Raw genomic sequence first — 23,879 nt, 5'->3', positions numbered from 1 at the left:
GTGGTGTGGATCACTTGCCCTAGGCTCGCTGCGGAACCGGAACACGCAGCGTCGGAGGGCGGGGCGCCATGCTCGCCGTAGCGGTCATCGCGGGGATTCTGTTCGTCTGGTCGCTGCTCGCGCACCGGCTCTCCCGCTGGAGCATCACGGCGCCCCTCGCCATGATCGCGGCGGGCGTCGCGATGACCGCCGGACCGCATCCGCCGCTCCGCTTCGACCTCGACACGGAAGTGTTCGAGCACGCGGTGGAGGTGATCCTCGCCCTGCTGCTCTTCGTGGACGCGGTCGAGGTGCCCGGGTCGGTGATCAGGCGGGAGAGGGGGCTGTTCGTACGCCTGCTGTCCGTGGCGCTGCCCCTCACGCTGTGCGCCGCCTTCCTCACCGGGTACCTCCTCTTCCCGGACCAGCCGGCCTGGCTGCTCGCCGTCCTCGCGACCGTCGTGGTCCCGCTGGACCTCGCCCCGGTCGCCGCCGTCGTCCGTGACCGCAGGATCCCGTCCCGGCTGCGGGACCTCCTGAACGTCGAGGGAGGGCTCAACGACGGCGTCGTCTCGCCGGTGTTCCTCCTGTGCATCGCCATCGGCGTCGAGTCACGCGGAGCCGACGCCGACTACCTCGACGCCCTCCTGACGGCGGTGGTGGCATCCGCCTGGGCACTCGCCACGGGCGCGGCGGTGGGCTGGGCGAGCGGTCGACTGCTGCGCGGGTCCTGGGCCCACGGCTGGACCACGCCGACGGCCGTCAGGCTGGGCGTCCTGGCCGTGCCCCTGGTCGCCTACGCCTTCTCGGTGGCCGTGGGAGGGAACGGCTTCGTCGCCTCGTTCGTCGCGGGCGTCTGCTTCGCCCCGGCGATGCGCCATCTCCCCGGCACCGCGGTGGAGATGACAGAGGATCTGGTGACCCTCCTGACCCTCGCCCTGTGGTTCCTGTTCGGCCAGATCGTCAACAGCGTGTTCGCGCACGGCCTTCAGGTCTCCGTGTTCGGCTACGCGCTGCTCGCCGTGACCCTGGTACGCATCGTCCCCGTGCTGATCGCCCTGGCGGGGACGGGCATGAACCCCGCCGACAAGCTGTTCCTGGGCTGGATGGGCCCGCGGGGCGTGACGTCGATCGTGTTCGGATCGCTGGCGATCATCGACGTCCCGGAGCGCTACGACGACGTCATCGCCAAGGTGATGGTGATGACCGTCCTGGTCAGCATCGTGCTGCACGGTCTGAGCTCGGAACCGGTCGCCCGGCTCTACGCCCGGCCCGGCGGGGTCGGTGCCCTGTGGCGCGGCCGGCCGCCGGGGTCCTCCTGAAGCCCGGGGGCCGGCGGACCGACGGCCGCGACCTCCTCCCCTGCGGGAGGTCGCGACCGCCGGTCCACCAGGGCCGGTGCCGGGTCAGCACTCGCCGCGCCACGTCACCTTGGTGAAGACGGCGTTGGCGCCGAAGCTCTGGGAGAAGGCGCCCGGCCCGGGGTTGAAGTGGATGCAGTCCGAGAAGCGGCCGCCGTCCTCCCAGCCCCACTCGACCTGAATGTGGTCGTAGCCGGGGAACGGGTTGCCGTTGTTGAAGATGGACATGCCGACCGCCCTGCCCGACCAGTCGGCGTCCGACTTCAGCACCAGCCGGCCCTGCTGCATGATGTCGGAGTAGATGCAGAAGTAGCCCTTTGGGCATCCGGGCGGATTCGGCGCGGCCGAGGCCGCCGGCGCCGTGCCCAGCACACCCGCGACAGCCGCCACCGCGGCCAGGGCTCCGAGTACACGCTTGCCCATCGCTGTTCTCCCTCACGTGAAGGTCGTCCCACCAGGTCGTCTCACCCGGGGGACGGCGCGTCGGTACCCGCCGTATGAGCCGCGCGCCGTCCCGGTAGGCGGGTCAGCAGACGGGCACCCCGGGCACCTGGTTCTCCGGCACGCTGAGGTAGATGTTGGTCATGTAGCCGTTGTACTGCGGCAGATAGGCCCACCAGTCGTTGACGTAGGGCGGCACGCTGACCTGCTGGCCGCGCTTCTGGCAGCCGACCAGGACCTCGACGCCGGCCGGCAGCGTCGTGAGCGGGCCGGAGGTGGTCGTCGTCTGGGTGCGGACACGGACCCCAGAACCCCAGGTGCCGACCCAGGTACCGGCCGGGCGGGTGGCGCCGGGAACGTTCAGCGAGCGGGTGAGGCGCCCGACGTCCGAATACGCCTTGCCGTAGGACGTGCCGGTCGGGTGCAGGGTGTAGACGACCACGATGGAGCGGTCGCCCGCGCCCACCACGCCCGTCGTGTGCAGCGCGGGACGCGCGAGGTCGACGGCGTCGGCCCCCGCCGGGGTCCGGGCGCCCGGGTCGGCCGCCGGACCGGCGTGCGGCTCCTTCGCGGCCGTCCCGGCCGCCGCGGCCGGTGCCGTGCACCCACCGGAACTGAAGCCCGACCAGCCCTGCTTGACGGCCCAGGGCCGGTTGAAGGAGCCGGCGATGCCGAAGTGCTGGTCGTAGCCGTCGGTGGCGCAGCGGGTGGACTGCCGCAGGTTGCCGAGCAGATAGTCACCGACCGCCGCGGGAGCGGTGTCCAGCAGGTAGCGGTAGATCTTCACGGTGTCGCGGGCCGAGAGCGCCGTGTAGCCCCAGAAGCCGGGGTGCGTGGCCGGCGGCCGGGCGGTGTCCGTCAGGCCCAGACGCGGGATCATCCGGTCGATGATCGCGCCCCCGCCGTTGTTCGCCCAGAACGTGCTCGCGGCCGCGTCGTCGCTGCCGCGCAGCATCGAGTCGATCCTCGCCCGGTCGGCGGCGGGCAGGGAGTCGGGGGTGCGGTTCCACAGGACGTCGAGGGCGATCAGCAGTTTCACCACGGACGCCGACCGGAACTGCCCCGCGGTGTTCAGCTGCTCGGTGAACGCGCCGGTCTGCCGGTCGAAGACGGCGACGCCCGCCGTCACCCCGGCCGGCACCTCGACCTGGACCGCCGCGGGCGGCGCGGAGGCCTCGGCGGAGGCGGCGGTCGCGGTGGTGCCCACGAGCGCCGCCAGGGCGGCGGCACACACACCGGCGTGCACCACGCGACGACGGGCGGACCGGGCCAGGCGCCCGCCACGTGCGCTGTTCAGAGTCTTCATGGTCATCCTCAGGTCGGGTGGTGGTGCGTCGCTCGCACCATCGGCTGGACGGCGCCGCACGCCACGCCGTATGAGGACCGGGCGGCCCGGGAGCAGGACGGGGCCGAAAGGCCACGATCCGGCCCGGCGCTCATACGACGACCCGCCCCCCACCGTCCCCCGGGTACGGGCCGGGGGCCGCCACCACCCGCGGGGGACGGCGCACCTGGCCCGGCACGCACCCATCCGGCCCTGCCCGGGCCCGACCCCTCCGGGAGAGCACCCATGTCCCAGCGCAGCACCCGCCTCGCCGCGGCCGGCCTCGCCGCCGGCGCCGCGCTCACCCTGTTCGCCACCACCGGCACCGCCCACGCGGGCGCCGCCGGCTTCTACGTCTCCTTGCAGACGAACAGCAACGTCCGCTCGGCGCCCGGCACGCAGAACGTGCCGGTGCTCAACACCGGCTCCACCAGGAACCGTTATTACATGGACGGGGTCTGCTACGTGCACGGCCAACCGGTCACCGCGGGCGGCTACCACACGGACGTCTGGTACCGCGGCACCGTCCACGACGGCGTCGACCTGTCCAAGGGCCCCTACCGGAACGTCTGGGCCTGGGGCGGCAACGTCAACGTCGGCCAGGACCCGGCCGACTCCGTGGACGTGTGCCCGAGCTGACGCCGAGTGCCGAAGCGCATGCCGATGCCCCTGGGACCACCAAAGTGGTCCCAGGGGCATCCGGCTGAGTGCGGCGGGTACGAGGCTCAGCAGGTCGGCAGACCGGCGTCGCGCTCGTCGTTCCCGCCCCCGACGAGGAAGATCTCGCTCATGTAGGCCGACGGCGCCATGCCCACCGCTGGGGTCTTCACCCACCAGGTGTGCCAGTAGCCGCCGTACTCCGCACGGCCGCCCTTGACCTGGCACAGCACCCTCAGCCACCCGCTGTCGGGCGACGTCGCGATGACGTCGGCCTGCTGGTCGGGCCGGGCGCGCAGATTGACGTTCGAGCCCCAGATCGGGCACCGGTAGGTGCCCGGGTAGTCGGGGTCGCGGGTGCAGGGCGCCGCGTCGGCGGCCTGCGCGGACGTGGTGAGGCCGGGTGTGAGGAGGGCCGCGGCGGCCAGGACGACCGCCGCGACACCCTTCCCACCGGCACGGAGGCCGGTCAGCACGTACGCACCCCCGGCAGCCAGGCGTCGGGGTGGTCGATGTAGATGTTGCTCACGTAGCCACCGAGGCCGGGGATGTAGGACCAGGCGTCGTTGCTGTAGCCCTCCGCGTTGACCAGGTCACCGCGCTTCTGGCACTCGACGAAGACCGCCGTCGGCCCCGTCAGCGTGCGCACCACCGCCGCGTTCAGCCGGGCGTCGGCCCGCACCCGGACACTGGTGCCCCAGGTGGTGAAGTTGGTGCCGGGCGTGCCGCTGCCCGGTGTGCACGGCAGGCTCACCCCACGCGCCGCCAGGTACGCCACCGGGTCCGAGCCGCGGGTGCTGGACGTGGAGCTGTGCGCCTCGAAGTGCAGGTGAGGGCCCGTGGACTGGCCCTCGGAGCCCATGCGCGCGATCAACTGACCGCCGCCGACCCGCTGGTTCACGGAGACGAGGCGCTCGTACATGTGGCCGTACTCGGTGACCGTGCCGTCGTCGTGCCGGATGCGGATCCACTGGCCGTAGCCGCTGGCGGTGCCGGAGACGATGACGGTACCGGGACCGGCGGAGTAGATCGGCGTACCGCGGTTGTTGGCGATGTCGACGCCGTCGTGACCGGAGTGGTAGCCCTGGGTGACGGTTCCGGCGGTCGGGCAGGAGCCGGTGTAGGCGGCGGGCCCCGCGGCCGGCGCGGCGTCGGCCGCGCCGGCCGTGAGCGGGACCAGCCCGGCCGCGGCGACCGTGGCGACGAGCATGCCGAGGGACTGGGGACGCGTGAGTGCGCGCATGACGAGTTCTCCTCCGTGCGGAAAGGGTGGTGGGGTTCGGTTCACTGGTCCGGGCCGCGCCCGTGGATCAGCAGGTCGGGACTCCGGGCAACCAGGCCTCGGGAGCGTCGATGTAGATGTTGGAGATCCAGGCCCGGTACTTTGGCAGATACGACCAGGCGTCGTTGCTGTAGCCCTCGGCGTGGACCATCTCGCCATGCGCCTGGCACTGCACGTCGACCGCGGTCGGGCCGGGCAGACGGGTCACGGGAGGCTTTCCGGTGCCGGGCTCCGGGCGCAGGCCCACCTGGGTGCCCCAGGTCATGAAGCGCTTGGTGCCGGCCGGCGGCTGCTCGCCGCCCGCGATCCGCAGGGCGCCCGCGTACTGCGCGTTGAGCCGCACGTCGCTGACCATCACGAGCGTTCCCGACTCGCGGGCCTCGACCATCTTGCCGCCACCGAGGTAGATGGCGATGTGGTGGACGCTGCCCAGGTTCGCCGGGTTCGAGCCCCACAGCAGCAGGTCGCCCGGCTGCAACGGGCCGAGGCCCTGGTCGCGGCCGAACCGCGCGGTGGCGCCGCTCCACTGGGCCTGGTTCCAGGAACCCTCGGGCAGGGCGATGCCGGCTCCCTGCCAGGCCGCGTACTGCACCAGGTGCGAGCAGTCGAAGCCCTTCACCTGGCTGTCGTGGGCGCCGGGCCCGCCGCCGGGGTAGTCCTGGCCGTACGTCGGACCGTGGATGGAGCCGCCGCCCCACGAGTAGGGCACCCCGATCTGGGAGCACGCGGCGTCGACGATCGCCTGCGCCTGGGCGGAAGCGCTCGCCAGGGCGCGGCAGTCGGCGGCGGCCACGGTCTTCGACGGAGCCGGTGACGACGCGGCCAGCGCCGTCCCGGTACAGGTCAGCGTGGTGGCGAGCAGCAGTCCTCCTGCCACCGCCAATGTGCGGTTCGTGCGGCGCATGCGGGTCCCCCTGAGGTGGTTCGGCGCTGTGCGGATGAGTCGGGTACGGATGCGTGGTGTACGGGCGTGCGGTCCAGGGACGGGCCCTTCGTCCGTGGGCCCGCGGGCGGGTCGGTCAGGGCCCGGCGGTCGGTCGGTCCGCCTCGGGCCGCCGGTCACGCCGTGGGCGTGGGCCGCGCGGTCCCTCGGGCCTTCGTGGTGGAGACGGGCGCCGCGGCCGGTTCGTATGCGTCGAGCGCGGCACGGATCTTGGCGAGTCCGCGCATCCGGTTGCGCTGCACCGTGCCGCGGTGGGCGCCGAGTCGTTCGCCCGCCATGTCGTGGGTCAGACCCTCGATGTCGACCAGGATCACGGCGGCCGCCTCCTTCGGGGAGAGCCCGCGCAGCAGCGCCGTCGCCACCGCCTCGGCCTCCCGGCTCGCGAAGCCCCCGTCCCAGCTCCGCTCCGGCAGCCGGTCGGTGGAACGCTCCTGCCGGGAGGGGTGCCGCCACTGGTCGCGCAGCAGGTTCAGCGCCGCGGCACAGGTGTAGGCGTACGGCTGCTGCTGCCGCACCAGGGTGCGGGCGCGCGCCCGCCGCGAGAGCCTCAGATACGTCTCCTGCAGCAGGTCGTCGGCGTCGTGCGGGTTGCCGGTCAGGGCCAGCAGGCGGCGCCGCAGCCTCGGCATCACGGCGGTGAAGGCCTCGTCGAACTCGGCCGCGGTCATGTGCTGGTCGAGGATCGCCGTGCCCGTGTCCGTGGTCTGCGCGGTCAGGGACGACTTGTTCGTCATCGTCGGTGCGATGCAGCTGCTTTCCATGGTGTTCCCCCGGGGTCCGTCCGTCTCGTACTGCGGTGGGTGTGGCGGTGGGTGTGTGTCTGCCTCGGGGCCGGCGCGTCACGGCCCGGGCAGGGTGGCGGGCCCGTACTTGGCCGAGGGCGCCGCGGTCATCAGCGCCCAGTACCGGTCCCCGTGGGACCAGTGCCACCACTCCGTCGGGTAGTTGACGAAGCCCGCCGCCGTCATCGCGCGGCTCATCACCGCCCGGTTGGCGCGGGCCTCGGCGTCGATGCCCGCCGCGCCGGTGCGGCAGCGTCCCTCGCTCTCCTCGGGGGTGGCGTTGACCTCGGTGCCCAGCGGGAGTTCCGCGCCGTCCGCGGTGCACAGCGTCAGGTCCACCGCGCCGCCGCTGACGTGCGGGGCGACCTCAGGGGGCGAGATGTACGCGCTGGCCAGCTCCCGGATCCGGTCCGGCCGTGCGTCCGGGTGGGCGGCGCGCAGGGTGGTCGCGTACTCGTCGAAGTAGCGGCGCTGCAGGGCGGCCGGCCGGAATCCCTCCACCATCAGCAGGCGGATGCCCGGGGGCAGCGCGTCCTGGGCGATCAGGAGCCGGCGCAGGACGCCGGCCCTGACATGCGCGTACGAGCCGTCGCCGTCGGCCTGCCGGGTGTCGACCCGCAGCGCGTCGACCTCCCGGACGTCGGCCAAGGGCTCGCCGTTGTCGGCGACTTGGGTACCGGCCACTCGGTGGTCCGAAAGCAGGATGATGTCCGTCACGCTCACAGCGTGGCGGGGGGCTCTGCAGAAGCTCTGCAGATCCGCTGCATGGCCTGCTGCATGGCCTGCCGCAGAGCCTCGGGTAGAGCTCCGTCCGGTCGGCTGCGGGGCCGTGGGCGGGTTGCCGGGCAGGGCCGGCACCCCCGGGTGCGGCGCGTTTTCGTGCGAAACGGGCGGCACGCGGAGCGACATGGGCCGAATGGCCCGTCCGCGCTCCGCGCACCGCCCGCCCCGTGGACCTGGCGACCGCGCCTGTGCCCTCGGTCGATCAGAAGCAGTCCTCGAAGTTCTGGGAAACTCCGGGAATGGGCTCGTAATTGTCGCCCCCACGCACGTATACGGCGCTGATCCAGCCGCGGGGCCCGCCGGCGTCCACCGCGACCCAGTAATTGTTCTCGTAGGGACCGTCCTTGACGGTGTCACCCGTGCTCTGGCAGTACGCCGTGACGTTCATCCGGCTCACCTTGATCCCGCTGTAGGGCGGGCAGTCGAAGGAGGCGCACCCGCGCATGTTCACGTCGGTCCCCCAGACGTAGACCGTGGTGGTGGCCGCGGCCTGGGGGGCCGGCGCGGCCGCGATCAGGGACACCCCCGCGCCGCAGGCCACCGCCGCGGCGGCCGCCGTGCGGCGCAGTCGGCTGATGCGGTTGGTCGTCTTTCCGGTCATGGAGCCCTCCGTCTGGTCGGTGTGAGGTCGTCACTGCGCCCGGATGACGGCCCCCGGGTGCGGCCCGTATGCGTCACTTCGGGAACCGCTCATACGGAGGGGCGGCCCGTTCCGTCCCCAGGTGGAAAGTCGGACAGTCTCTTCCGCGAATTGGGAGGAATTCTCACCGGACACCCAGCGATTTTTGGCCACTTTCCGTTCCCACCGCTCTGCCGTGAGAAGAAGGGCAGTGCGGTATGAGGCATGCCTGTCCGCAGGTGCCGGTATGTTGTCCCTGACTCGCGGGAACGTGAATTCGGGGGACAAGGTGGACGTTCGCCTTCTGGGTCCGGTCGAAGTGTCGAGCGGGGGGCAGCGGATTTCGCTGAACGGTGCGAAACCGACAGCGATACTCGCGGCTCTCGTCGTGCACCTGGGGGAGGTCCTGTCCGCCGAACGCCTGGTCGACCTGGTCTGGGAGGAGGAGCCGCCCGCCACCGCGCGGGCGCTCGTCGCCTCGCACGTCTCCGGACTGCGCCGCGCCCTCGCCGGACGGGAGGGCGGCGACGCGATCCGCACCCGGTCACCGGGCTACGTCGCCGAGTTCCCGCCCTCCGCCGTGGACGCCCGGCGTTTCGAGGACACGTGCGCCGCCGGCCGGAACGCGGCTCTCGACGGGCGCCCCGAGGAAGCCGTCGACATCCTCCAGGGGGCGGTGCGTCTGTGGCGCGGCCAGGACGCGCTGGAAGGGCTCGGCCAGAGCTTCGCCCGCGTCGAGGCCATGCGTCTGACGGAACTCCGGCTGGAGGCGCAGGAGTTCCGTTTCGCCGCCGAGCTGGACCTGGACCGCCGGACGGATCTCGTCGCCGAACTGGTCGCGCACGTCGCCGCCCACCCCCTGCGGGAGCGCCCGCGCGGCCAGTTGATGGCCGCGTTGTTCCGTACCGGCCGGGTGGCCGACGCGCTGCGCTGCTACGACGAGGGCCGCCGGCTGCTCCGTACGGAACTGGGCCTCGACCCCGGACCCGAACTGCGGGCGCTGCACCAGGCCCTGCTCCAAGGGGACATCACGGTGCTCGGGCCCCCGGCGCGCGGCGCGACCGCCCCCGCCGGACACGGTCCTGCCGGACGCAGCCCCGCCGCCCACGGCCCCGCCGGGCCGGGATTCGCGTCCGCCGAGGAGAGCGCGATCCGCCCGGCCGCCGACACGGACGCGCCGCCTGTGCCCCGCCCCCAGCGGTCCCACGACGACACACGTCGTCCCGTTCCCTCACAACTGCCGCCGGACGTGGCCGATTTCATAGGGCGCACCGAACAGATCTCCTGGGCGACCGCCCTCCTGGAGCAGGTACGTGACCCACTGCGCACCGCGCCGCCCGTCGGGGTCATCTCCGGCCGGTCCGGCACCGGCAAGACCGCTCTCGCCGTCCACGTCGGCCACCGCACCGCCGCGCTCTTCCCCGACGGCCAGCTCTTCGTGGACCTGCGCGCCTCGGACTCCGAGCCTGTACGGACCGTCGACGCCCTGACCCGGTTGCTGCGCGCCCTCGGCGCCGACCCGGGCACGGAGGTCCGCGACGAGGAGGAACTCCTCGGCCTGTACCGCACGCACATCGCGCGCCGCCGGGTCCTGCTCATCCTCGACAACGCCGTCAGCGAGGCGCTGCTGAGGCCCCTGCTGCCGCCGGGCGGCGGTTCGGCGGTACTGATCACCGGCCGTCGCCGGCTGGTCGCCCTGGAAGGCGCCACCCACCTCGATCTGGGCGTGCCCTCCGAACCGGAGGCGCTGGACCTGCTGGCCCGCGTGGCAGGCCCGACCCGCCCCACCCTGGAGCCGGGCCAGGCCGCCGAGATCGTCGCCCTGTGCGGCCGGCTCCCGCTCGCCCTGCGCGTCGCCGGCGCCCGGCTCGCCGCCCGCCCGCACTGGACGCCCGCCCGGCTCGCCGCGCGCCTGAAGGACGAACGCCGCCGCCTGGACGAACTCCAGGCGGGCGACCTGGAAGTGCGCGCGAGCCTCGGACTCGGCTACGCCGACCTCGACGCCCAGGAGCAGCGCGCCCTGCGCCGCCTGGCCCTGATGGACCTGCCCGACTTCGCCGCCTGGGTGGCCGGACCGCTCCTCGACGTGTCCTCGCACGAGGCGGAGGACGCGGTCGAGCGACTCGTCGACTGCCACTTCGTGGAGGTCGTCCGCACCGACGAGACGGGCCGGACCCGCTACCGCATCCACGACCTGGCGCGCGAGCACGCCCGCGAGCGCTGTCTGGCCGACGAGGACCCGCACGAGCGCGAGACGGCGGTCCGACGACTCGTGGAGAGCTGGCTGGGCCTGGCGCGCAGCGCGGCCGCCCGCGGTCCCGGCGGCGCGTCCCGGCTCCTGCCGGGCACCGCCTCGCAGGAACCGGCCGACCTGGCGGGCGAGCCGACGGCCTGGTTCGCCGCCGAGCAGCGCTGCCTGCTGGCCGCCGTCACGCACTGCGCGGAGCACGGCATGTCCGACGCGGCCCGTGAACTCGCCGCCGCCCTCATGGCCGCCTCCGCGGCGCTGTACAACCAGTTCGACTCCTGGTCCCGCTCGCACGACGTGGCCCTGGAGGCGGTACGCCGGGGCGGTGACGTGGAGGGCGAGGCCTGGCTGCTGAGCGGACTCGGCCAACTGCGCCTGGAGCAGGACCGCTTCGACGAGGCCCACGCGTTCTTCGCCGCGGCACTGCGGCTGTTCGAGGAGCGGGCGGTGCGCCGAGGCCGCGCCGAGGCACTTTCCGGCATGGGCGCGGCCCGTCGTGAACAGGCCCGCTTCGCCGAGGCGTTGACGCTGCTGACCTCGGCGCTCGAACAGTACCGGGAGCCGGAGGACATCGCGTCCATGGCCCATGTGCTCTACGGCATCGGATGCGTGCACCGGGACCAGGGCCGGCACGAGGAGGCCTGGGAGGCCCTCTCCCAGTCGCACCGGCTGTACGTCACCGCATGGGACCGCCACGGCGAGGCACTGGCGCTGCGCGCCCTGGGTCTGTGCCACCGGGCGCGGGGAGACCTGCCCGCCGCGGAGTCGCTGCTGCGCCGGGCGCTGGGCATCTTCGAGGAGACGGACGACGCCTTCGGTGTCATGTACGCGAGTCAGTCGCTGGCCAAGGTCGAGTTCCGGCAGGGCCGGCTGGCCGAGGCCCGGGTCCGTCTCGACCGGTGCCTGGAGATCACCCGCGAGCGCCAGGACATGTTCGGCGAGGCCCTCGTCCTGCGCACCCTCGGCGAGTGGCACCTCGCCGCGTCCGAATGGGAGACCGCGACCGAGATCCTGCGGCAGGCGCTCGGCCTGTGGGAGAAGCTCGCGCTGCCGCTGTGGCGTGCCCGCACCCTGCGCGACCTCGCCCGCGCCGAACTGGCCAAGGGCGCGCCGGCGGCGGGACGCGAACTGGAGGAGGAGGCGCGGCACATATTCCGCGAACTCGGCAGCCGGGAGGCCGTGGAACCCCTGGAGCCCGACGACGGTGTTCCGGCCCGCTGAGGCGGCCTCGCGCGGGCGACGCGGCCCGGTGGTCATACGGCGGGCGGCCTCCCCCCGTCGCAGGGGTGGACGGCGCGGCACCCCGCCGCCCGCGACCACCGGCGGGAGAGGACCCCATCATGACGGAGACGTCACCACGCACGGACGTACGCACTCAGGAGAGCCACAAGAGCCACGAGAGCCACAAGAGCGGCGCGGGACGGCGCTCCGCGCTCGGAGCGCTGCGTTCCTTCGTCGGACTCTTCGTGGTCGCCGCCTCGATCCTGCTGTCGTTCGCGCAGCCGGCGGCCGCGCACCCGCCGTCCGGGTCCGTGTACGTGTGGGCCAGCGACGTGCGGGTGCGTACCTGTCAGAGCACGTCCTGCGACCTCGCCACCACCGAGCGGCTCACGCGCGTGCGGGTCTCGGCCTACTGCCAGGTGGACAACGGCGCGGAGGGGCGCGTGACCGACGGTCCCTACACCAACACCTACTGGGTCCAGGTCATCACGCCCGGCACCAGGACCCTGGGCTGGATCTCGGCGGTGTACGTCAGCGGCGGCTCCAACAACAGTCCGGTGCCCGGAGCGCCGGTCGACAGCCCCAGCGACCCGACCATCGACTGCGAGTACCCCTGACCGGCACGGAATCCGACGTAATCCGGAGGAAGCATGAATACTGGGCACCTCGTCAAGGCGATGACCGCCACGGCCCTGACGGCCGGGCTCCTGGCCCTGGCCCCGGCCGCCTCGGCGGCGCCGGAACGGCCCGCCGTCACGACCGTCAGGGCGGACGCGTCGGCGGCCCTGACGTCTGTCTACATCTGGGCGACGAACGTGAACGTCCGTCATGACGGGGCGGACGCGGACTGCGTCTTCTACCCGTCGCGCGCCTCCTGCCCCACCGTCGTCGCGACCGTGTCCCGTACGACGGCCAAGGGCCACTGCCAGCGCGAGGGGGAGACCATCCACGACAGCGGCTACAGCAACCGCTGGTGGACGCTGGTCGAACTGGCGGACGGAAAGATCGGCTGGGTCAACAACATCTACATCCAGGGCGGCGAGAAGATCGCCGGGGTGCCCGACTGCGCCTGGTGACCGGCATGCCCCGGAGGGACCGCCGACGCCCGTCCACCCGGACGGGCGTCGGTGTCGTTTCATGGATCCGCAATTCATGCATATGAACACAGTTCATGTTCCAAGTCATCGTTCCGTCCGCAGTCTTGACCGGAACAGAGGTCGCCGCCACCGTTGTAGCTCACCAACGGGGGAGCTTCCCGTCGGGACCCTGTACGCCACGATTCACGTACATGAATCATCGTGCGGGCCGTGGAGTTGACGGACACGAAGGGAGTCGGCCGTGACGGCAGACGAGCGCCGGGGGAGCGACGCGCACCCCGTCGGAGGGATCACCAGACGTGGCCTGATCGCCGGTGCCGCGCTCGTGGCGGCCGGCGGAACGGTCGGCGCCGCCCCCGCCGACCGGGGAACCGGCCGGGGAATCGACCGCGGACAAGTGCCCACCCTCTGGCGGGAGTTCGCCCGGAACCCCTATGCCCACCCGCAGATCCCGTACGTCGGCCGCGCGGGCTTTCGCGGGGGAGCCGAGCGCCTGCCGCGCCGCCCGGTCGTGGCCGACGTACGCGACCACGGAGCCGTGGCGGACGGCACCGCCGACTCCGCCCCCGCCATCAACCGTGCCATCGCCGCCGCCGGAGAGGCCGGCGGTGGCACGGTCACCATCCCGCCCGGCACCTTCCGCATCGACGACCTGATCCGCGTCGGACACTCCAACGTCGTGCTGCGGGGCGCCGGCAGCGGCCGTACCACGCTGTACGCGACGCGGAACCTCACCGAGCTGATCGGTGCCTACGGGTCCCGGTACGGCGGCGACAAGTCCTCCTGGTCCTGGGCGGGCGGCCTCATCTGGATGGCCCCGCAGGCCCGTTGGACCTCGCTGGTGACCGCGATCCGGGCGCGGCAGTGGCCCTTCGAGGGCTGGACCGGCAACCGTCGTGACGAGTTCCGTCCCCTCACCTCGGTCGAACCCGCCCGGCAGGGCTCCTGGACCGTGCGCGTCGCCGACCCCTCGCGGCTGCGTCCCGGCGCAATTGTCCTGCTCCGTCTCTCCGACGACGCGGGCCACACCCTGCTGGAGCACATGGCGGGCGGCGGCCCCGGCCCGGAGGCGTACTTCTGGGACGACAAGACGAAGCTGACCTCGTACGTGCCCTACGAGTGGCCGGTCCGCGTCACACGCGTCCGCGGCCGTGAGATCACCCTGGAGCGTCCCCTCCCGCTCGACGTGCGCCCCGAGTGGCAGCCGCTGTTCACCACCCTCGTCACCCCGCTCACGGGCGCCGGGGTCGAGGGCCTGACCCTGGAGGCGGTGGAGACCCCCCAGGCCCCCCATCTGCTGGACAAGGGCCACAACGGCGTCGTACTGCAGTGTGCCTACGACTGCTGGGTCGACGACGTGACGGTGCGCCACGTGGACAACGGCTTCGGCCTGGTCGCCGCCTCGGCGTGCACACTGCGCCGCACGCGAGTGGCGGGACGGGGCACCCATCACCCGTACTACTGCCGCGAGGGCTCGCACGACAACCTCGTCGAGGACTTCACCATCGAGGAGCGCACCACCCCCGCGCCCGCGAACACCCAACTGCACGGCATCAACGTCGAGGGCCTGTCCTCGTACAACGTGTGGTCGCGCGGCCGGATGGCGATGGGCACCTTCGACAGCCACCGGGGCATGCCCTTCGCCAACGTCCGCACCGACATCACCGTCCACAACAACGGCCGCCACGGCGGCGACGCGAGCGCCGGCCCGCTGTTCGGCGCGCGCTTCACCCACTGGAACATCCGCGTCACCAACGGCCGCGCGGGACTGATGAAGATCGACGGCCTGGCACCGCGCTCCGCGACCGTCGGCATCAACGAGGTCACCGAGTTCGACCAGATCGACGTCCCCGACTTCACCGGTGATCTGCGCTCCCGCCTGGAGCTGTACGGCACCACCGACGTGGTGCGCCCGCGCAACCTGTACGACGCGCAGCGCGACCTGCGCGGGGACCGAAGGAGCAGGCAGCCATGAGTCCTTCCCGGCGTACGGTCCTCGCCACCGCGGCGGGCACGGTGGACGGACTGCGTGCCGCGGCCGACCACGCGGTGGAGAGGATCGCGTCGGCGGCGAGGTGCACCCGTTCACCGAACGGCTCTCGACGGCGGCACGAGGTCGCCGGCTGGCGCGGAGCGTCGTAGGAGCGGCGGGCCGCCGCGGGTCAACACCGGTCCGTGCGCGGTACGTCCGGAGCGGCGGTGTCCGCGTCGTCGGGCACCGCGCAGCCGGCGGGCGCATCGCCGCGGCCGTAGTGGTGGGTGGTGAACATGTACAGCAGGCCCGTGACCACGACCACCGCACCGCACAGCAGGACGATCCAGTTCTCGAACCACGGATCCTGCGGGTTGCGCGGCCAGGCGATGTTGACGATGGCGAAGATGCCGTAGGCCAGCGCCACCGCGTTCACCGGGAGGCCCCAGCGGCCGAGGGTGAACTCGCCCAGCGGACGCCACCCCTTGAGCCGCGCGCGCAACGCCGCCAGGACGACCATCTGGAAGCAGCCGTAGATGCCGAGGATGGCGAACGAGACGATGTCGGTGAGCGCGTCCTGCGAGACCAGCGAACCGAAGGCGATGAGCAGGGGTACCGCCGCGGACACCAGCAGCGCGTACCCCGGGACCGCGCGGGCGTGGGAGAACCGCCGCAGCAGCCGGTGACCCACGATCATCTCGTCGCGGGCGTAGGAGTAGATGAGCCGCCCGGCCGCCGCCTGGAGACTGATCGTGCAGGACAGGAAGGAGATGAGCACCACGGCCATCACCGCCCGGGCCCCGAACTCGCCCATGGCGTCGAACAGCACGCCCACCACCGGGTCGGGGTCCGCACCCGAGATGACCGCCTCGTAGTCGGTCACCGACAGCAGCAGCGACAGGCAGGTGAACGTCGCCGCGGCGCCGCCGATGTAGAGGGTGCGGCGCATCGCGCGGGGGATGACGTTGCCGGGGCGGGCTACCTCCTCCGCGGTGTCCCCGCATGCCTCGAAGCCGTAGTACTGGTAGAAGCCGATGATCGCCGCCGCCAGGAACACCGGCAGGTAGGAGCCGTTCCCCTCGGTGCCGTAGGTGTCGAAGACGACGCCGAGCCCGTGGTGGCGGTGCGTGACCAGCAGGTACACGCCGACGACGAGGGCGCCGACGAGTTCGCCCACGAAGCCGATCAGGGCGGCCGCCGACAGCGCCTTGGTCCCCGCGTAGTTGATCAGCACCGCGACGACGATGAGGACCGCGGTGCACAGCACGGTGGTGTGCACGGTCGGGGCGAAGCCGAAGAGCAGGGCGATGTAGGGGCCGGCGCCGTAGGCGACGGAGGTGATCGTCACCAGCAGCGCCCACATGTACACCCAACCGGTCATCCACGCCCAGCGCTTGCCCCACAGCCGCCGGGCCCACGGGTAGACACCGCCCGCGACGGGGTACTGGGCGACGATCTCGCCGAAGACCAGGGCGACCAGGAACTGTCCGCAACCGGCGAGCAGGAACGCCCAGATCATCGGGGGCCCGCCGGTGGCGAGCGCGGTCCCGAAGAGGGTGTAGGTGCTCACCACCGGTGAGAGGTAGGTGAAGCCCAGGGCGAAGTTGGCCCAGGGGCCCATGTCCTTGCGGAACTCCGAGCCCGGCTCGCCCTCGGGGGTGCCGGACGCCGGTGCGGTGGGCTGCGGACCGGTCACCGTCCCACCTCCCGTCCCGCCGGACCGGGACGGCCCGTGACGAGGTCGGCGGCCCGTACGGCGGCGAGCGGGACGGTCACCACGCCCTCGACCACTCCGAGAGGTCGGCGTCGGAGACGACCTCCGGGTGGAAGCCCAGGGCCGGATGCGCGGCGGGACCGGCGCCGCGCAGCCACATGCGGCCGACGGAGCGGGCGCGCGGCACGTTCGGCGTCATGCGCACGCCGTGCCGCGGCACCTGGCAGAAGTGGAGGGCCGACTCGGCGCCGGGCGCGGTGCTGATGGCCATGCGGTGCCCTTCCAAGGTGGCCGTCGGCGGGCGGGCGGCGAGCACCGCGCGACCGGGCGCGGTGGAGGGCGGCTGTCCCGGCCGGGACCCGGCACGCGGCCGGGGCCCGAGATGGGGAGCCACCGAGAACTCATGTCCCGCGCACGGGACGTCGTCACTTGCGGTAGCCGAGGATCGTCATCATGCCGGATTCGGAGTGGTACTGGTTGTGGCAGTGCAGCATCCACAGGCCCGGGTTGTCGGCGTAGAAGTCGATGACGAGCTTGCGGTGCGGCAGCACATGGGCGGTGTCCTTGCGGGCGCCCACCGCGTCGATGCCGGTCATCGCGAAGGTGTGACCGTGCAGGTGCACCGGGTGCCACATGTCGGTGGCGTTGATGAGGCTGATGCGGATACGTTCACCCTCCTGGATCGGGATGCGCTTCTCGATGGAGTAGGGCTCGTGGTCGAAGCCCCAGTCGAATTTCTCCATGCCGCCGGTCAGCTTGATGCGCATCTCCCGGTCCGGCTCGTCGTCGCTGAGGGCGACGGACTCGTGCGGAACGAGGCGTCTGGCGGGCACCAGCATGCCGTCGAGCTCGTCCGGGTGCGCGGTGGGCGGGGGGAGCGCGCCGTTGCTGGTGCGCAGAACCGCCATCGCCCTCGCGCCCTTGCCCTCGGCGATCGCGACCAGCGGGAACACCCCGTCCCCGGCGGTGATCATCACGTCGTAGCGCTCGGCCATGCCGAGCAGGAGCGCTTCCGTCCTCGTGTGCTCGACCGGGTAGCCGTCCGTGTGGGTCACCGTCATCTCGTGACCGCCGAGCGCCACCCGGAAGGCGGTGTCGCCGCCGGCGTTGATGATGCGCAGCCGGATGCGGTCCCCGGGGCGGGCCTCGTAGACCGAGGGAGCCCCCGGGAGGCGGCCGTTGATGAGGTAGTGCGGATAGTCGACGTTGCCGCCCATGCTCTCCAGGACGCGGCTGTACGAGTCGTGCAGGACGCGGTCGGGTCCGGCGGCCCTGGCGGAGGCCGACTCGCGCGGGCTCGCGGACTTGGCGCTGTTGGGGCCGTGCGCGCCCTCACCCATGTCCATCGGCATGGCCTCGCCGCCCCGCAGCTGACCGAGCACGCGGTCCGGAGTGGACCCGGAGACCCCGTCGACCCAGTCGTCCAGGACGATGACCCACTCCTTGTCGTAGGAGAGCGGCTCCTTGGGGTCCTCGACGATCAGCGGCGCGTACAGGCCGCGGTCGAGCTGCATGCCGGAGTGCGAGTGCAGCCAGTAGGTGCCGGGGTGCGCCACCGCGAAGCGGTAGGTGAAGTCCTCGCCGGGGTTGATGGAACGTTGCGTCAGACCCGGTACGCCGTCCATGTCGCAGCGCATCCGGATGCCGTGCGAGTGCAGCGTCGTCGCCTCGCGCAGATGGTTGGCGAGGGTGAGGTCGAGTACGTCGCCGGCCGTGATCCGGACCTCCTTCCCGGGCAGGGCGTCGCCGTAGGCCCATGTCCTGACGGTCCGGCCGCCCAGGTCGATGGACGCCTCGGTGGCGGTGAGCTTGTACTTGCGGACGGGACCGGACCCGCGCTTCTTCTCGGCGGCCAGGACTTCGGGATCTGACGGGTTGACGTATCCCTTGGGTCCCTTGGGGATGAAGTTGCCTGCACTGTGCCTGGCGCCCCTCTGGCCGGTGGCCCCGCCTTCGGATGGTGCGCCGGACCCGGAGCAGGCGGCCAGAGTTCCCGATCCGGCGGCCACGATCGAGGCACCGAGCAAGGTGCGCCGCGTAAATTTCTGCATGAACGTATAAGACCTGTTTTGTGCGCTTATATGTGAGATTCGGAGCGGCGCGTCTCACGAATCACGGGCACGGCCCGAGGGAAGCCGCGCCGGTAGCAGGCATGCGGTGCGCACGGCGACAACGAGGAGCTCGGCGTCCCCCGGGCGATCCCCGGCGGCGGTCTCGATCCCGGTGAGACTCCGCTGCGGGCCGCGAAGCGCGAGCTGCGCGAGGGGACCGGTGCGCCGGCGATTGCGGTGGCCCTCGGATTCGTCCCCCGTCGCTGACGCGGGCCGCGGTGAACGACGCCGTACTTCTGTTCGGCCGTCAGATGGCCACTCCGTATACTCCGCCGGAACGCCCCCCGTCCGACACCTGGCCAGAGAGTCCGCATACCGCCATGAAGAGCGCCCTTCCTCCGCTGTCGCCCAACTACGCCACCCAAAGGAACCGCGCCTACCAGGAGAGTGTGGAGGTGCACGGGAAGTGGCCGGTCGAGTTCCAGTTCCGCCCGGCCCAGGGCGACCACCCGCACCTCCTCGTCGTGTTCTCGTCCGTGGGCAGCAAGTACGGGTTCGGCAACGCGCTGGAGAGCGTCAAGTGCAACATCCTCCGGATCCGTGACCACTTCGACGGCGCGGCCTCGTACTACGTGGCGAGGAACATGGACTTCACCGTCACGGATTCCATACAGGCCCTCATCGAGGACCACATGCGGCGGCTGCGGGTGACCCGGGACGAGGTGACTCTCCTCGGCGCCTCCAAGGGCGGGAGCGCCGCGCTCTACTACGGACTGAAGTACGACTACAAGAACATCGTGGCCTCGACGCCGCAGTACTTCCTGGGCAGCTACTCGAAGGGCCACGGGCAGCTCGGCGACGCCGTCCTGGGCGAGGGGCAGCCCGACGAGAACGTCGCGACGATGGATGCCGTCATGAAGGACGTCCTGGCGCGAAGGACCGACCTCAAGCGGAACATATACCTGGTCTCGTCCCCCGGTGACTATCAGTACGAGCAGGAGGTCAAGCACTACCTCCCCGCCCTGCGGGAGTACGAGAACTTCAACTTCCTCTTCGTGGAGTCGCCCACGGTGCGGCGGCACGACGAGGTGGTACGGCAGGCGCTGCCGTCGATCCTGAGCATCGTGTACTCCCTGACGGAGGGCGCCGCGCCGCGCTGGGGCGAGGTCCGGATCGGGTCCGACGCGCAGGACCCGGCGGCGGCCGCCGAGCACCTTGCCGGGCTCCGGGCACGTGACACCGTCCTGGCCACCCTCCAGCGTGCCGAGTTCGCGCAGGGGAGTCTGCGGCTGAAGGGACAGGCCTTCCTGCCGGGCGTGTCGCCGGACGGCCCGGTGACCGAGACCAAGCGGCTCGTCCTGGAGAAGGACGGCGAGACCTGGACGTACCCGTTGGAGTCGACCAAGGAGATCAGGCTCTACCGGGACTACTTCGACGAGTACTTCTGCGAGTACGCCATGGGCGGTTTCGCCTCGGAGGGCGAGCTGACCTTCAGCGGCCTCCCGCGGGGCACGTACGACGTCTCCGTCTGCGTCACGAGCGAGGACGAGGGGATCGAACGGCGGACGCGGCTGATCTCCCAGAACGCGGTCGACCGGCGCCAGGCCTGTGGCGACTCGGAGCTGCTCCTCCGGGGCGGCAAGGGCGGGCTCAAGCTGGTCAAGCGGAACATCGTGGGACACGACTCGGCCGGGGTCTGCTTCTCGCCCGGGAAGGTGGAGGAGCGCGACCGGACGATCCACGCGGAGGGAGTGCTCTTCCTGCCCGGACGGAACGCCGACCGTGACACGCACGCCTTCTACTACCTCGTGCTCCAGGGCAAGGGCGAATGCCACTCCTTCCCCCTCGGGGTGCGCAAGAACCCGGACGCCGTACGCCCCCACAAGCTGTCCGGAGACCTCGGCACCTACGACTTCGGCTACTTCACGTCGGGAAGCGGGGTCGACGTCTCGGGGGTGCCGGCCGGGAAGTACACCCTGCTGGTGTCGATGAGCGTCGGCGGTGCCCTGTTCACCAGGAAGGCCGGGAAGGTCACCCTGAAGAAGGACCGCTGAGGACGGGAACCTCGCCGGGGAGACCTCGTGCGAGCACGCGTGGCCGCCGCGTCTCATCATGAGACTGTTATGGTCGGGACCATGAGACGGACGTCTTTCGATGGCTGGCCCTGCTCGATCGCCCGGACGGTGGACATCCTGGGCGACGGCTGGACGTTGCTCGTCCTGCGGGAGGTCTTCTACGGCGAGTCCCGCTTCGACGGCTTCATCGGGTCGCTGGGCATCGCCCGCAACACCCTCGCCGACCGGTTGCGGCGTCTGGAGGACGCGGAACTGCTGGAGCGCCGCGTCTACCAGACCGAGCCCGTCCGTCACGAATACCTGCCGACGGAGAAGGGCCGCGACTTCTTCGGCGTGCTGGCCGCCCTCAACGCCTGGGGCGACCGCTGGCTCGCCGGCGAGGAGGGTGTCCCGGTCGTCATGCGCCACACCGGCTGCGGCCACGACACCGAGGCCCAGGTGGTGTGCTCCTCCTGCGGCGAGCCGCTGCGGCACGCCGAGGTGGCCGTGACCACGGGGCCCGGTTACCCGGACCGCCTGCTGAGGCGGCCCGATGTGCGGGCCCGCTTCGGCCTCGACCCGCAGGGGTGAGGGGGGCTCACGCCTCGGCGTCGAGTTCGCGGACCAGTTCGATCGCCCTGCCCAGGGTGTCCAGCCGGTCCTGGAGGGTCTCGCCCGCCGGGTACAGGCGGACCGTGTCCACGCCGACGTCGCGCCATACGCGCAGTCGCCCGCGGACCATCTCCTCGGTGCCGATGAGCGTGGTGGCCAGCACCATCTCGTCGGTCACGAGGGCGGCCGCGCCGTCGCGGTCACCGGCCTGCCAGCGCTTCCGTACCTCCGCCGCCACCTCGGCCCAGCCCTGGCGGCTGTAGGCCCGGTTGTAGAAGTTGGTCGACGCCGAGCCCATGCCGCCCAGGCTGAAGGCGAGTTCCTTCCTGCGGCCCGCGACCAGGGCGCCGAGCGCCTCCTCGTCCGCCGCGAAGGAGACCTCCGCGCCCTGGCACACGTCGATGTCCGCGCGGTCGCGCCCGGCGGCGTCCAGACCCTCACGGAGCGGTGTGAAGTAGGCGTCCGCCGCGCCCTCGGGGACGAAGCTGGTGCCGAGCCAGCCGTCCGCCACCTGCCCGGTGAGCCGGAGCATGGCCGGTGAGAGGGCGGCCAGGTACAGGGGAACCGGATACTCGGCCCGCACGGAGAGCCGCATGGGCACGGCGTCCCCGCCGGGGAGCGGGATCGCGAACTCCGAGCCCGCGTGGGAGATCTTGCCGCCCGCGATCGCCTGCCGCACGATCTCGACGGTCTCGCGCACGCGCGCCAGGGGGCGGGCGAACGGCACGCCGTGCAGCCCCTCCATCACCTGCGGTCCCGAGGGGCCGAGGCCCAGCAGGAAGCGTCCGCCGGAGAGGTTGGACAGGGTGATCGCCGTCTGTGCGAGGGCGACCGGGGAGCGGGTGCCGACCTGCATGATCCCGGAGCCGAGCAGCATGCGTTCGGTGCGGGCCGCGTAGAAGCCGAGGGCGGAGGGGGCGTCGGATCCCCATGCCTCGGCGACCCAGCAGATGTCCAGGCCGAGCTTCTCCGCCTCGACGACGAAGTCGGCCTGCCGGGACCAGGTGCCGAAGCCGGACGCCTCGACGGTCGTCGCGGTGCGCATCAGGCCTCCGCCCACTGCTTGATGTGCTCCAGCGTGGTGGTCATGTTGCGCTCGAACTCCCGCATCCGGACGAACACGATCTTCTGCTCCTTGTCCGGCATGGCCTCGATCGCCAGGGACAGCCCCGAGGGGGCCGGCCCCATCTGCACCCACTGCGACACCTCGGTCCCGCCGTCCCTCGGCGTCAGCCGGAACCGCCAGACGGCCGTGGGGTGCTCCGGATCGACCACCGCCCACGCGAACACCTTCGGCCGTTCGCACGCGATGACGGTCGAGACCGTCTCCCATTCCCCGAGCTCCGGATGTGCGCTCCGGCCGAGGAACCGGGCCCCCACGCCCGGCCCGTCGGATCCGTCGACCCACTCCACCGATTGCAGCTCCACGCTCGTGCCGGGCATGCGCCGCACGTCCGAGACCAGCTCCCAGACCCGCTCCGGCGGCGCGTCGACCCAGGTCGTCACCTCCACCGTCGGTGTGTCGGCATACCGCGCACCCGTCCACTCCATCGTGTCCGCCTCCTCCTCGACAAGGTCGCCGACAGAAGAGTTGCGTAATAAGACTGACGAGGTCAAGGGTTTGGGGTCGGGGTGAAAGCCAGGGCGGCGCGGTCGTCGTCGTCGGACCGGGCCGACCAGTGCTGGGAGTCGGTGCGCAGGAAGGACACGACCGTCTCGGGGAGCGGCGTGCGTTCGCCGCGGAAGCGTCGGTCGAGGCGTTCCAGCACCGGGTAGAAGGCGCCGTCGGCGTCGCGGGCCTCGCTGACCCCGTCGGTGTACACGACGAGCACGTCCGCGGGACCGAGCGCGTGCACCGTGGTGTCGACCCCCTGCCGGGTCAGTCCGCCCAGGCCCAGCGGCAGCGCGGGCGCGGTGTTCAGGCACCGGGCGCCCCGGGGCCCGAGCACCAGCGGCGCCGGGTGGCCGCGGTCCACCACGCGGACCTCGCCGCCCTCCGGCGGAAACTCCAGGAGCAGCGCGGTCACGAACAGCTCGGGGTCGCCGTCCGGGCCGTCACCGGCGGGGCTGTTGCGGGCGATGCTCAGCTCCAGCCGTTCCGCCAGGCTGCTCAGGCTCTGCCACTCGTGGGCCGACACCCGGAAACTGCCCAGCACGGCGGCGACCGTCTGGACCGCGTTCAGTCCCTTGCCGCGGACGTCGCCGATGACGGCCCGCACCCCGAAGGGCGTCTCGCACACGTCGTACAGATCTCCGCCCACGATCGTGCCGCCCTCGCCGGCCTCGTAGAACGCGGCGGCCCGCAGCTGGCCGAGCCGGCGCGGCACCGGGCGCAGCAGGGTGCGCTGCATGGCCTCGGCGACGGAGTTGGCGCGGATCAGGTGCTGCCGGGTCCGCTCCCGCTGCCAGGACAGCGCGACGCTGGCGACGCCGATGAGTAACGTCGCGACGTAGACGGCGATGTGGTGCTGCTCGTCGAAGTGGCCGGGGCGGCGCCAGGCCATCCACATCTCCAGTCCCAGGCACACCAGCGTCGACAGGGCGGTGCCCCGGGGCCCGCGCGTCGCCGCGGCCAGCGGGGGGACGGCGATGAGCATGAAGCTCACCGGTTCGCGCCCGTGGACGAGGAACTCGGCGACCACGTCGAGCACCACCGCGAGCAGCGGCAGCCACCACACCCACCCTTGGCGCGGCGACGGCGGCCGCAGCGCGGCGCGAAGACTCCGGCTGGTCACCGCG

The 23,879-nt window shown here is 72.1% G+C and carries 23 protein-coding genes and 1 pseudogene; 10 read left to right on the top strand and 14 right to left on the bottom strand.

Translation table 11 applies throughout. The features are described 5' to 3' along the window. Window positions 1-68: 68 nt before the first annotated feature. Window positions 69-1,301 carry a cation:proton antiporter gene (locus ACZ7LV_RS18020; protein WP_471940368.1) on the top strand — a complete coding sequence of 411 codons (1,233 nt, stop codon included), beginning with the start codon at window positions 69-71 and terminating at the stop codon, window positions 1,299-1,301. 84 nt (window positions 1,302-1,385) lie between these two features. On the opposite strand, the gene ACZ7LV_RS18015 is transcribed toward ACZ7LV_RS18020, so the two are convergent. Both ACZ7LV_RS18015 and ACZ7LV_RS18010 read right to left on the bottom strand, forming a co-directional pair. Further along, entirely contained in the window at window positions 1,386-1,763 is a 378-nt protein-coding gene (locus tag ACZ7LV_RS18015; RefSeq protein WP_471940366.1) for a peptidase inhibitor family I36 protein, read from the bottom strand. A 103-nt stretch (window positions 1,764-1,866) separates the two neighbouring features. Beyond that, window positions 1,867-3,087 carry a hypothetical protein gene (locus ACZ7LV_RS18010; RefSeq protein WP_471940365.1) on the bottom strand — a complete coding sequence of 407 codons (1,221 nt, stop codon included), beginning with the start codon at window positions 3,085-3,087 and terminating at the stop codon, window positions 1,867-1,869. A gap of 264 nt (window positions 3,088-3,351) precedes the next feature. On the opposite strand from ACZ7LV_RS18010, the gene ACZ7LV_RS18005 reads away from it, so the two are divergent. Then, window positions 3,352-3,744 (top strand): hypothetical protein, encoded by a 393-nt coding sequence (locus ACZ7LV_RS18005; RefSeq protein WP_471940363.1) that lies wholly within the window; start codon window positions 3,352-3,354, stop codon window positions 3,742-3,744. Between the two features lie 86 nt (window positions 3,745-3,830). Here ACZ7LV_RS18005 and ACZ7LV_RS18000 read toward each other — a convergent pair whose 3' ends face one another. From ACZ7LV_RS18000 to ACZ7LV_RS17975, 6 genes are all read right to left on the bottom strand, one after another. Beyond that, complete coding sequence (locus tag ACZ7LV_RS18000; RefSeq protein WP_471940362.1) at window positions 3,831-4,238, bottom strand: hypothetical protein; 408 nt, start codon at window positions 4,236-4,238, stop codon at window positions 3,831-3,833. Beyond that, the gene (locus ACZ7LV_RS17995; RefSeq protein WP_471940361.1) at window positions 4,232-5,005 is read right to left on the bottom strand and encodes a M23 family metallopeptidase; all 774 of its coding nucleotides are present in this window, start codon (window positions 5,003-5,005) and stop codon (window positions 4,232-4,234) included. Before ACZ7LV_RS17995 ends, ACZ7LV_RS18000 begins: the two co-directional genes overlap by 7 nt. A gap of 67 nt (window positions 5,006-5,072) precedes the next feature. Beyond that, window positions 5,073-5,948, bottom strand: coding sequence for a C40 family peptidase (locus tag ACZ7LV_RS17990; protein WP_471940359.1), 876 nt, complete (start codon window positions 5,946-5,948; stop codon window positions 5,073-5,075). 155 nt (window positions 5,949-6,103) lie between these two features. Next, window positions 6,104-6,655, bottom strand: coding sequence for an RNA polymerase sigma factor (locus ACZ7LV_RS17985; RefSeq protein WP_471940500.1), 552 nt, complete (start codon window positions 6,653-6,655; stop codon window positions 6,104-6,106). 171 nt (window positions 6,656-6,826) lie between these two features. Further along, complete coding sequence (locus tag ACZ7LV_RS17980) at window positions 6,827-7,486, bottom strand: M15 family metallopeptidase (RefSeq protein WP_471940358.1); 660 nt, start codon at window positions 7,484-7,486, stop codon at window positions 6,827-6,829. Window positions 7,487-7,754: 268 nt separating this feature from the next. Continuing rightward, window positions 7,755-8,153 carry a hypothetical protein gene (locus tag ACZ7LV_RS17975; protein ID WP_471940357.1) on the bottom strand — a complete coding sequence of 133 codons (399 nt, stop codon included), beginning with the start codon at window positions 8,151-8,153 and terminating at the stop codon, window positions 7,755-7,757. A gap of 265 nt (window positions 8,154-8,418) precedes the next feature. On the opposite strand from ACZ7LV_RS17975, the gene ACZ7LV_RS17970 reads away from it, so the two are divergent. From ACZ7LV_RS17970 to ACZ7LV_RS17950, 5 genes are all read left to right on the top strand, one after another. Next, complete coding sequence (locus ACZ7LV_RS17970) at window positions 8,419-11,640, top strand: AfsR/SARP family transcriptional regulator (protein WP_471940356.1); 3,222 nt, start codon at window positions 8,419-8,421, stop codon at window positions 11,638-11,640. A 119-nt stretch (window positions 11,641-11,759) separates the two neighbouring features. Continuing rightward, on the top strand, window positions 11,760-12,257 hold the full coding sequence (locus tag ACZ7LV_RS17965) for a hypothetical protein (protein ID WP_471940355.1): 498 nt from the start codon (window positions 11,760-11,762) through the stop codon (window positions 12,255-12,257). Between the two features lie 33 nt (window positions 12,258-12,290). Beyond that, entirely contained in the window at window positions 12,291-12,716 is a 426-nt protein-coding gene (locus ACZ7LV_RS17960; protein ID WP_471940353.1) for a peptidase M23, read from the top strand. Between the two features lie 262 nt (window positions 12,717-12,978). After that, the gene (locus ACZ7LV_RS17955; protein ID WP_471940352.1) at window positions 12,979-14,712 is read left to right on the top strand and encodes a glycosyl hydrolase family 28-related protein; all 1,734 of its coding nucleotides are present in this window, start codon (window positions 12,979-12,981) and stop codon (window positions 14,710-14,712) included. After that, window positions 14,709-14,879 (top strand): hypothetical protein, encoded by a 171-nt coding sequence (locus tag ACZ7LV_RS17950; RefSeq protein ID WP_471940351.1) that lies wholly within the window; start codon window positions 14,709-14,711, stop codon window positions 14,877-14,879. The genes ACZ7LV_RS17955 and ACZ7LV_RS17950 overlap by 4 nt, the downstream gene beginning before the upstream one ends. 20 nt (window positions 14,880-14,899) lie before the next feature. On the opposite strand, the gene ACZ7LV_RS17945 is transcribed toward ACZ7LV_RS17950, so the two are convergent. The 3 genes and pseudogenes from ACZ7LV_RS17945 to ACZ7LV_RS17935 form a co-directional block, all read right to left on the bottom strand. Next, on the bottom strand, window positions 14,900-16,405 hold the full coding sequence (locus ACZ7LV_RS17945; RefSeq protein ID WP_471940350.1) for an APC family permease: 1,506 nt from the start codon (window positions 16,403-16,405) through the stop codon (window positions 14,900-14,902). Beyond that, window positions 16,402-16,643: pseudogene (locus ACZ7LV_RS17940) on the bottom strand (hypothetical protein); the annotation flags it as partial. The pseudogene ACZ7LV_RS17940 and the gene ACZ7LV_RS17945, both read right to left, overlap by 4 nt. 205 nt (window positions 16,644-16,848) lie before the next feature. Further along, complete coding sequence (locus ACZ7LV_RS17935) at window positions 16,849-18,474, bottom strand: multicopper oxidase family protein (protein WP_471940348.1); 1,626 nt, start codon at window positions 18,472-18,474, stop codon at window positions 16,849-16,851. Between the two features lie 147 nt (window positions 18,475-18,621). On the opposite strand from ACZ7LV_RS17935, the gene ACZ7LV_RS17930 reads away from it, so the two are divergent. The 3 genes from ACZ7LV_RS17930 to ACZ7LV_RS17920 all read left to right on the top strand — a co-directional run bounded on the left by ACZ7LV_RS17930 (window position 18,622) and on the right by ACZ7LV_RS17920 (window position 21,119). Continuing rightward, window positions 18,622-18,741 (top strand): NUDIX domain-containing protein, encoded by a 120-nt coding sequence (locus tag ACZ7LV_RS17930; RefSeq protein ID WP_471940498.1) that lies wholly within the window; start codon window positions 18,622-18,624, stop codon window positions 18,739-18,741. 113 nt (window positions 18,742-18,854) lie between these two features. Continuing rightward, a complete protein-coding gene (locus tag ACZ7LV_RS17925; RefSeq protein WP_471940346.1) occupies window positions 18,855-20,528 on the top strand; it encodes a hypothetical protein in 1,674 nt (557 codons plus the stop codon). 81 nt (window positions 20,529-20,609) lie between these two features. After that, window positions 20,610-21,119, top strand: coding sequence for a winged helix-turn-helix transcriptional regulator (locus ACZ7LV_RS17920; RefSeq protein WP_471940345.1), 510 nt, complete (start codon window positions 20,610-20,612; stop codon window positions 21,117-21,119). Between the two features lie 7 nt (window positions 21,120-21,126). Here the strand turns inward: ACZ7LV_RS17920 and ACZ7LV_RS17915 are convergent, their stop codons facing one another. The 3 genes from ACZ7LV_RS17915 to ACZ7LV_RS17905 form a co-directional block, all read right to left on the bottom strand. After that, window positions 21,127-22,185: an LLM class flavin-dependent oxidoreductase gene (locus ACZ7LV_RS17915; protein WP_471940344.1), complete on the bottom strand. Its 1,059-nt coding sequence runs from the start codon at window positions 22,183-22,185 to the stop codon at window positions 21,127-21,129. Further along, window positions 22,185-22,691: an SRPBCC family protein gene (locus tag ACZ7LV_RS17910; RefSeq protein WP_471940342.1), complete on the bottom strand. Its 507-nt coding sequence runs from the start codon at window positions 22,689-22,691 to the stop codon at window positions 22,185-22,187. Before ACZ7LV_RS17910 ends, ACZ7LV_RS17915 begins: the two co-directional genes overlap by 1 nt. Window positions 22,692-22,753: 62 nt before the next feature. Next, window positions 22,754-23,875: a PP2C family protein-serine/threonine phosphatase gene (locus ACZ7LV_RS17905; protein ID WP_471940341.1), complete on the bottom strand. Its 1,122-nt coding sequence runs from the start codon at window positions 23,873-23,875 to the stop codon at window positions 22,754-22,756. Window positions 23,876-23,879: the final 4 nt, after the last annotated feature.

Source organism: Streptomyces sp. NPDC107562, from assembly GCF_055657325.1.
This window is presented reverse-complemented; position numbering and strand designations above follow the sequence as displayed.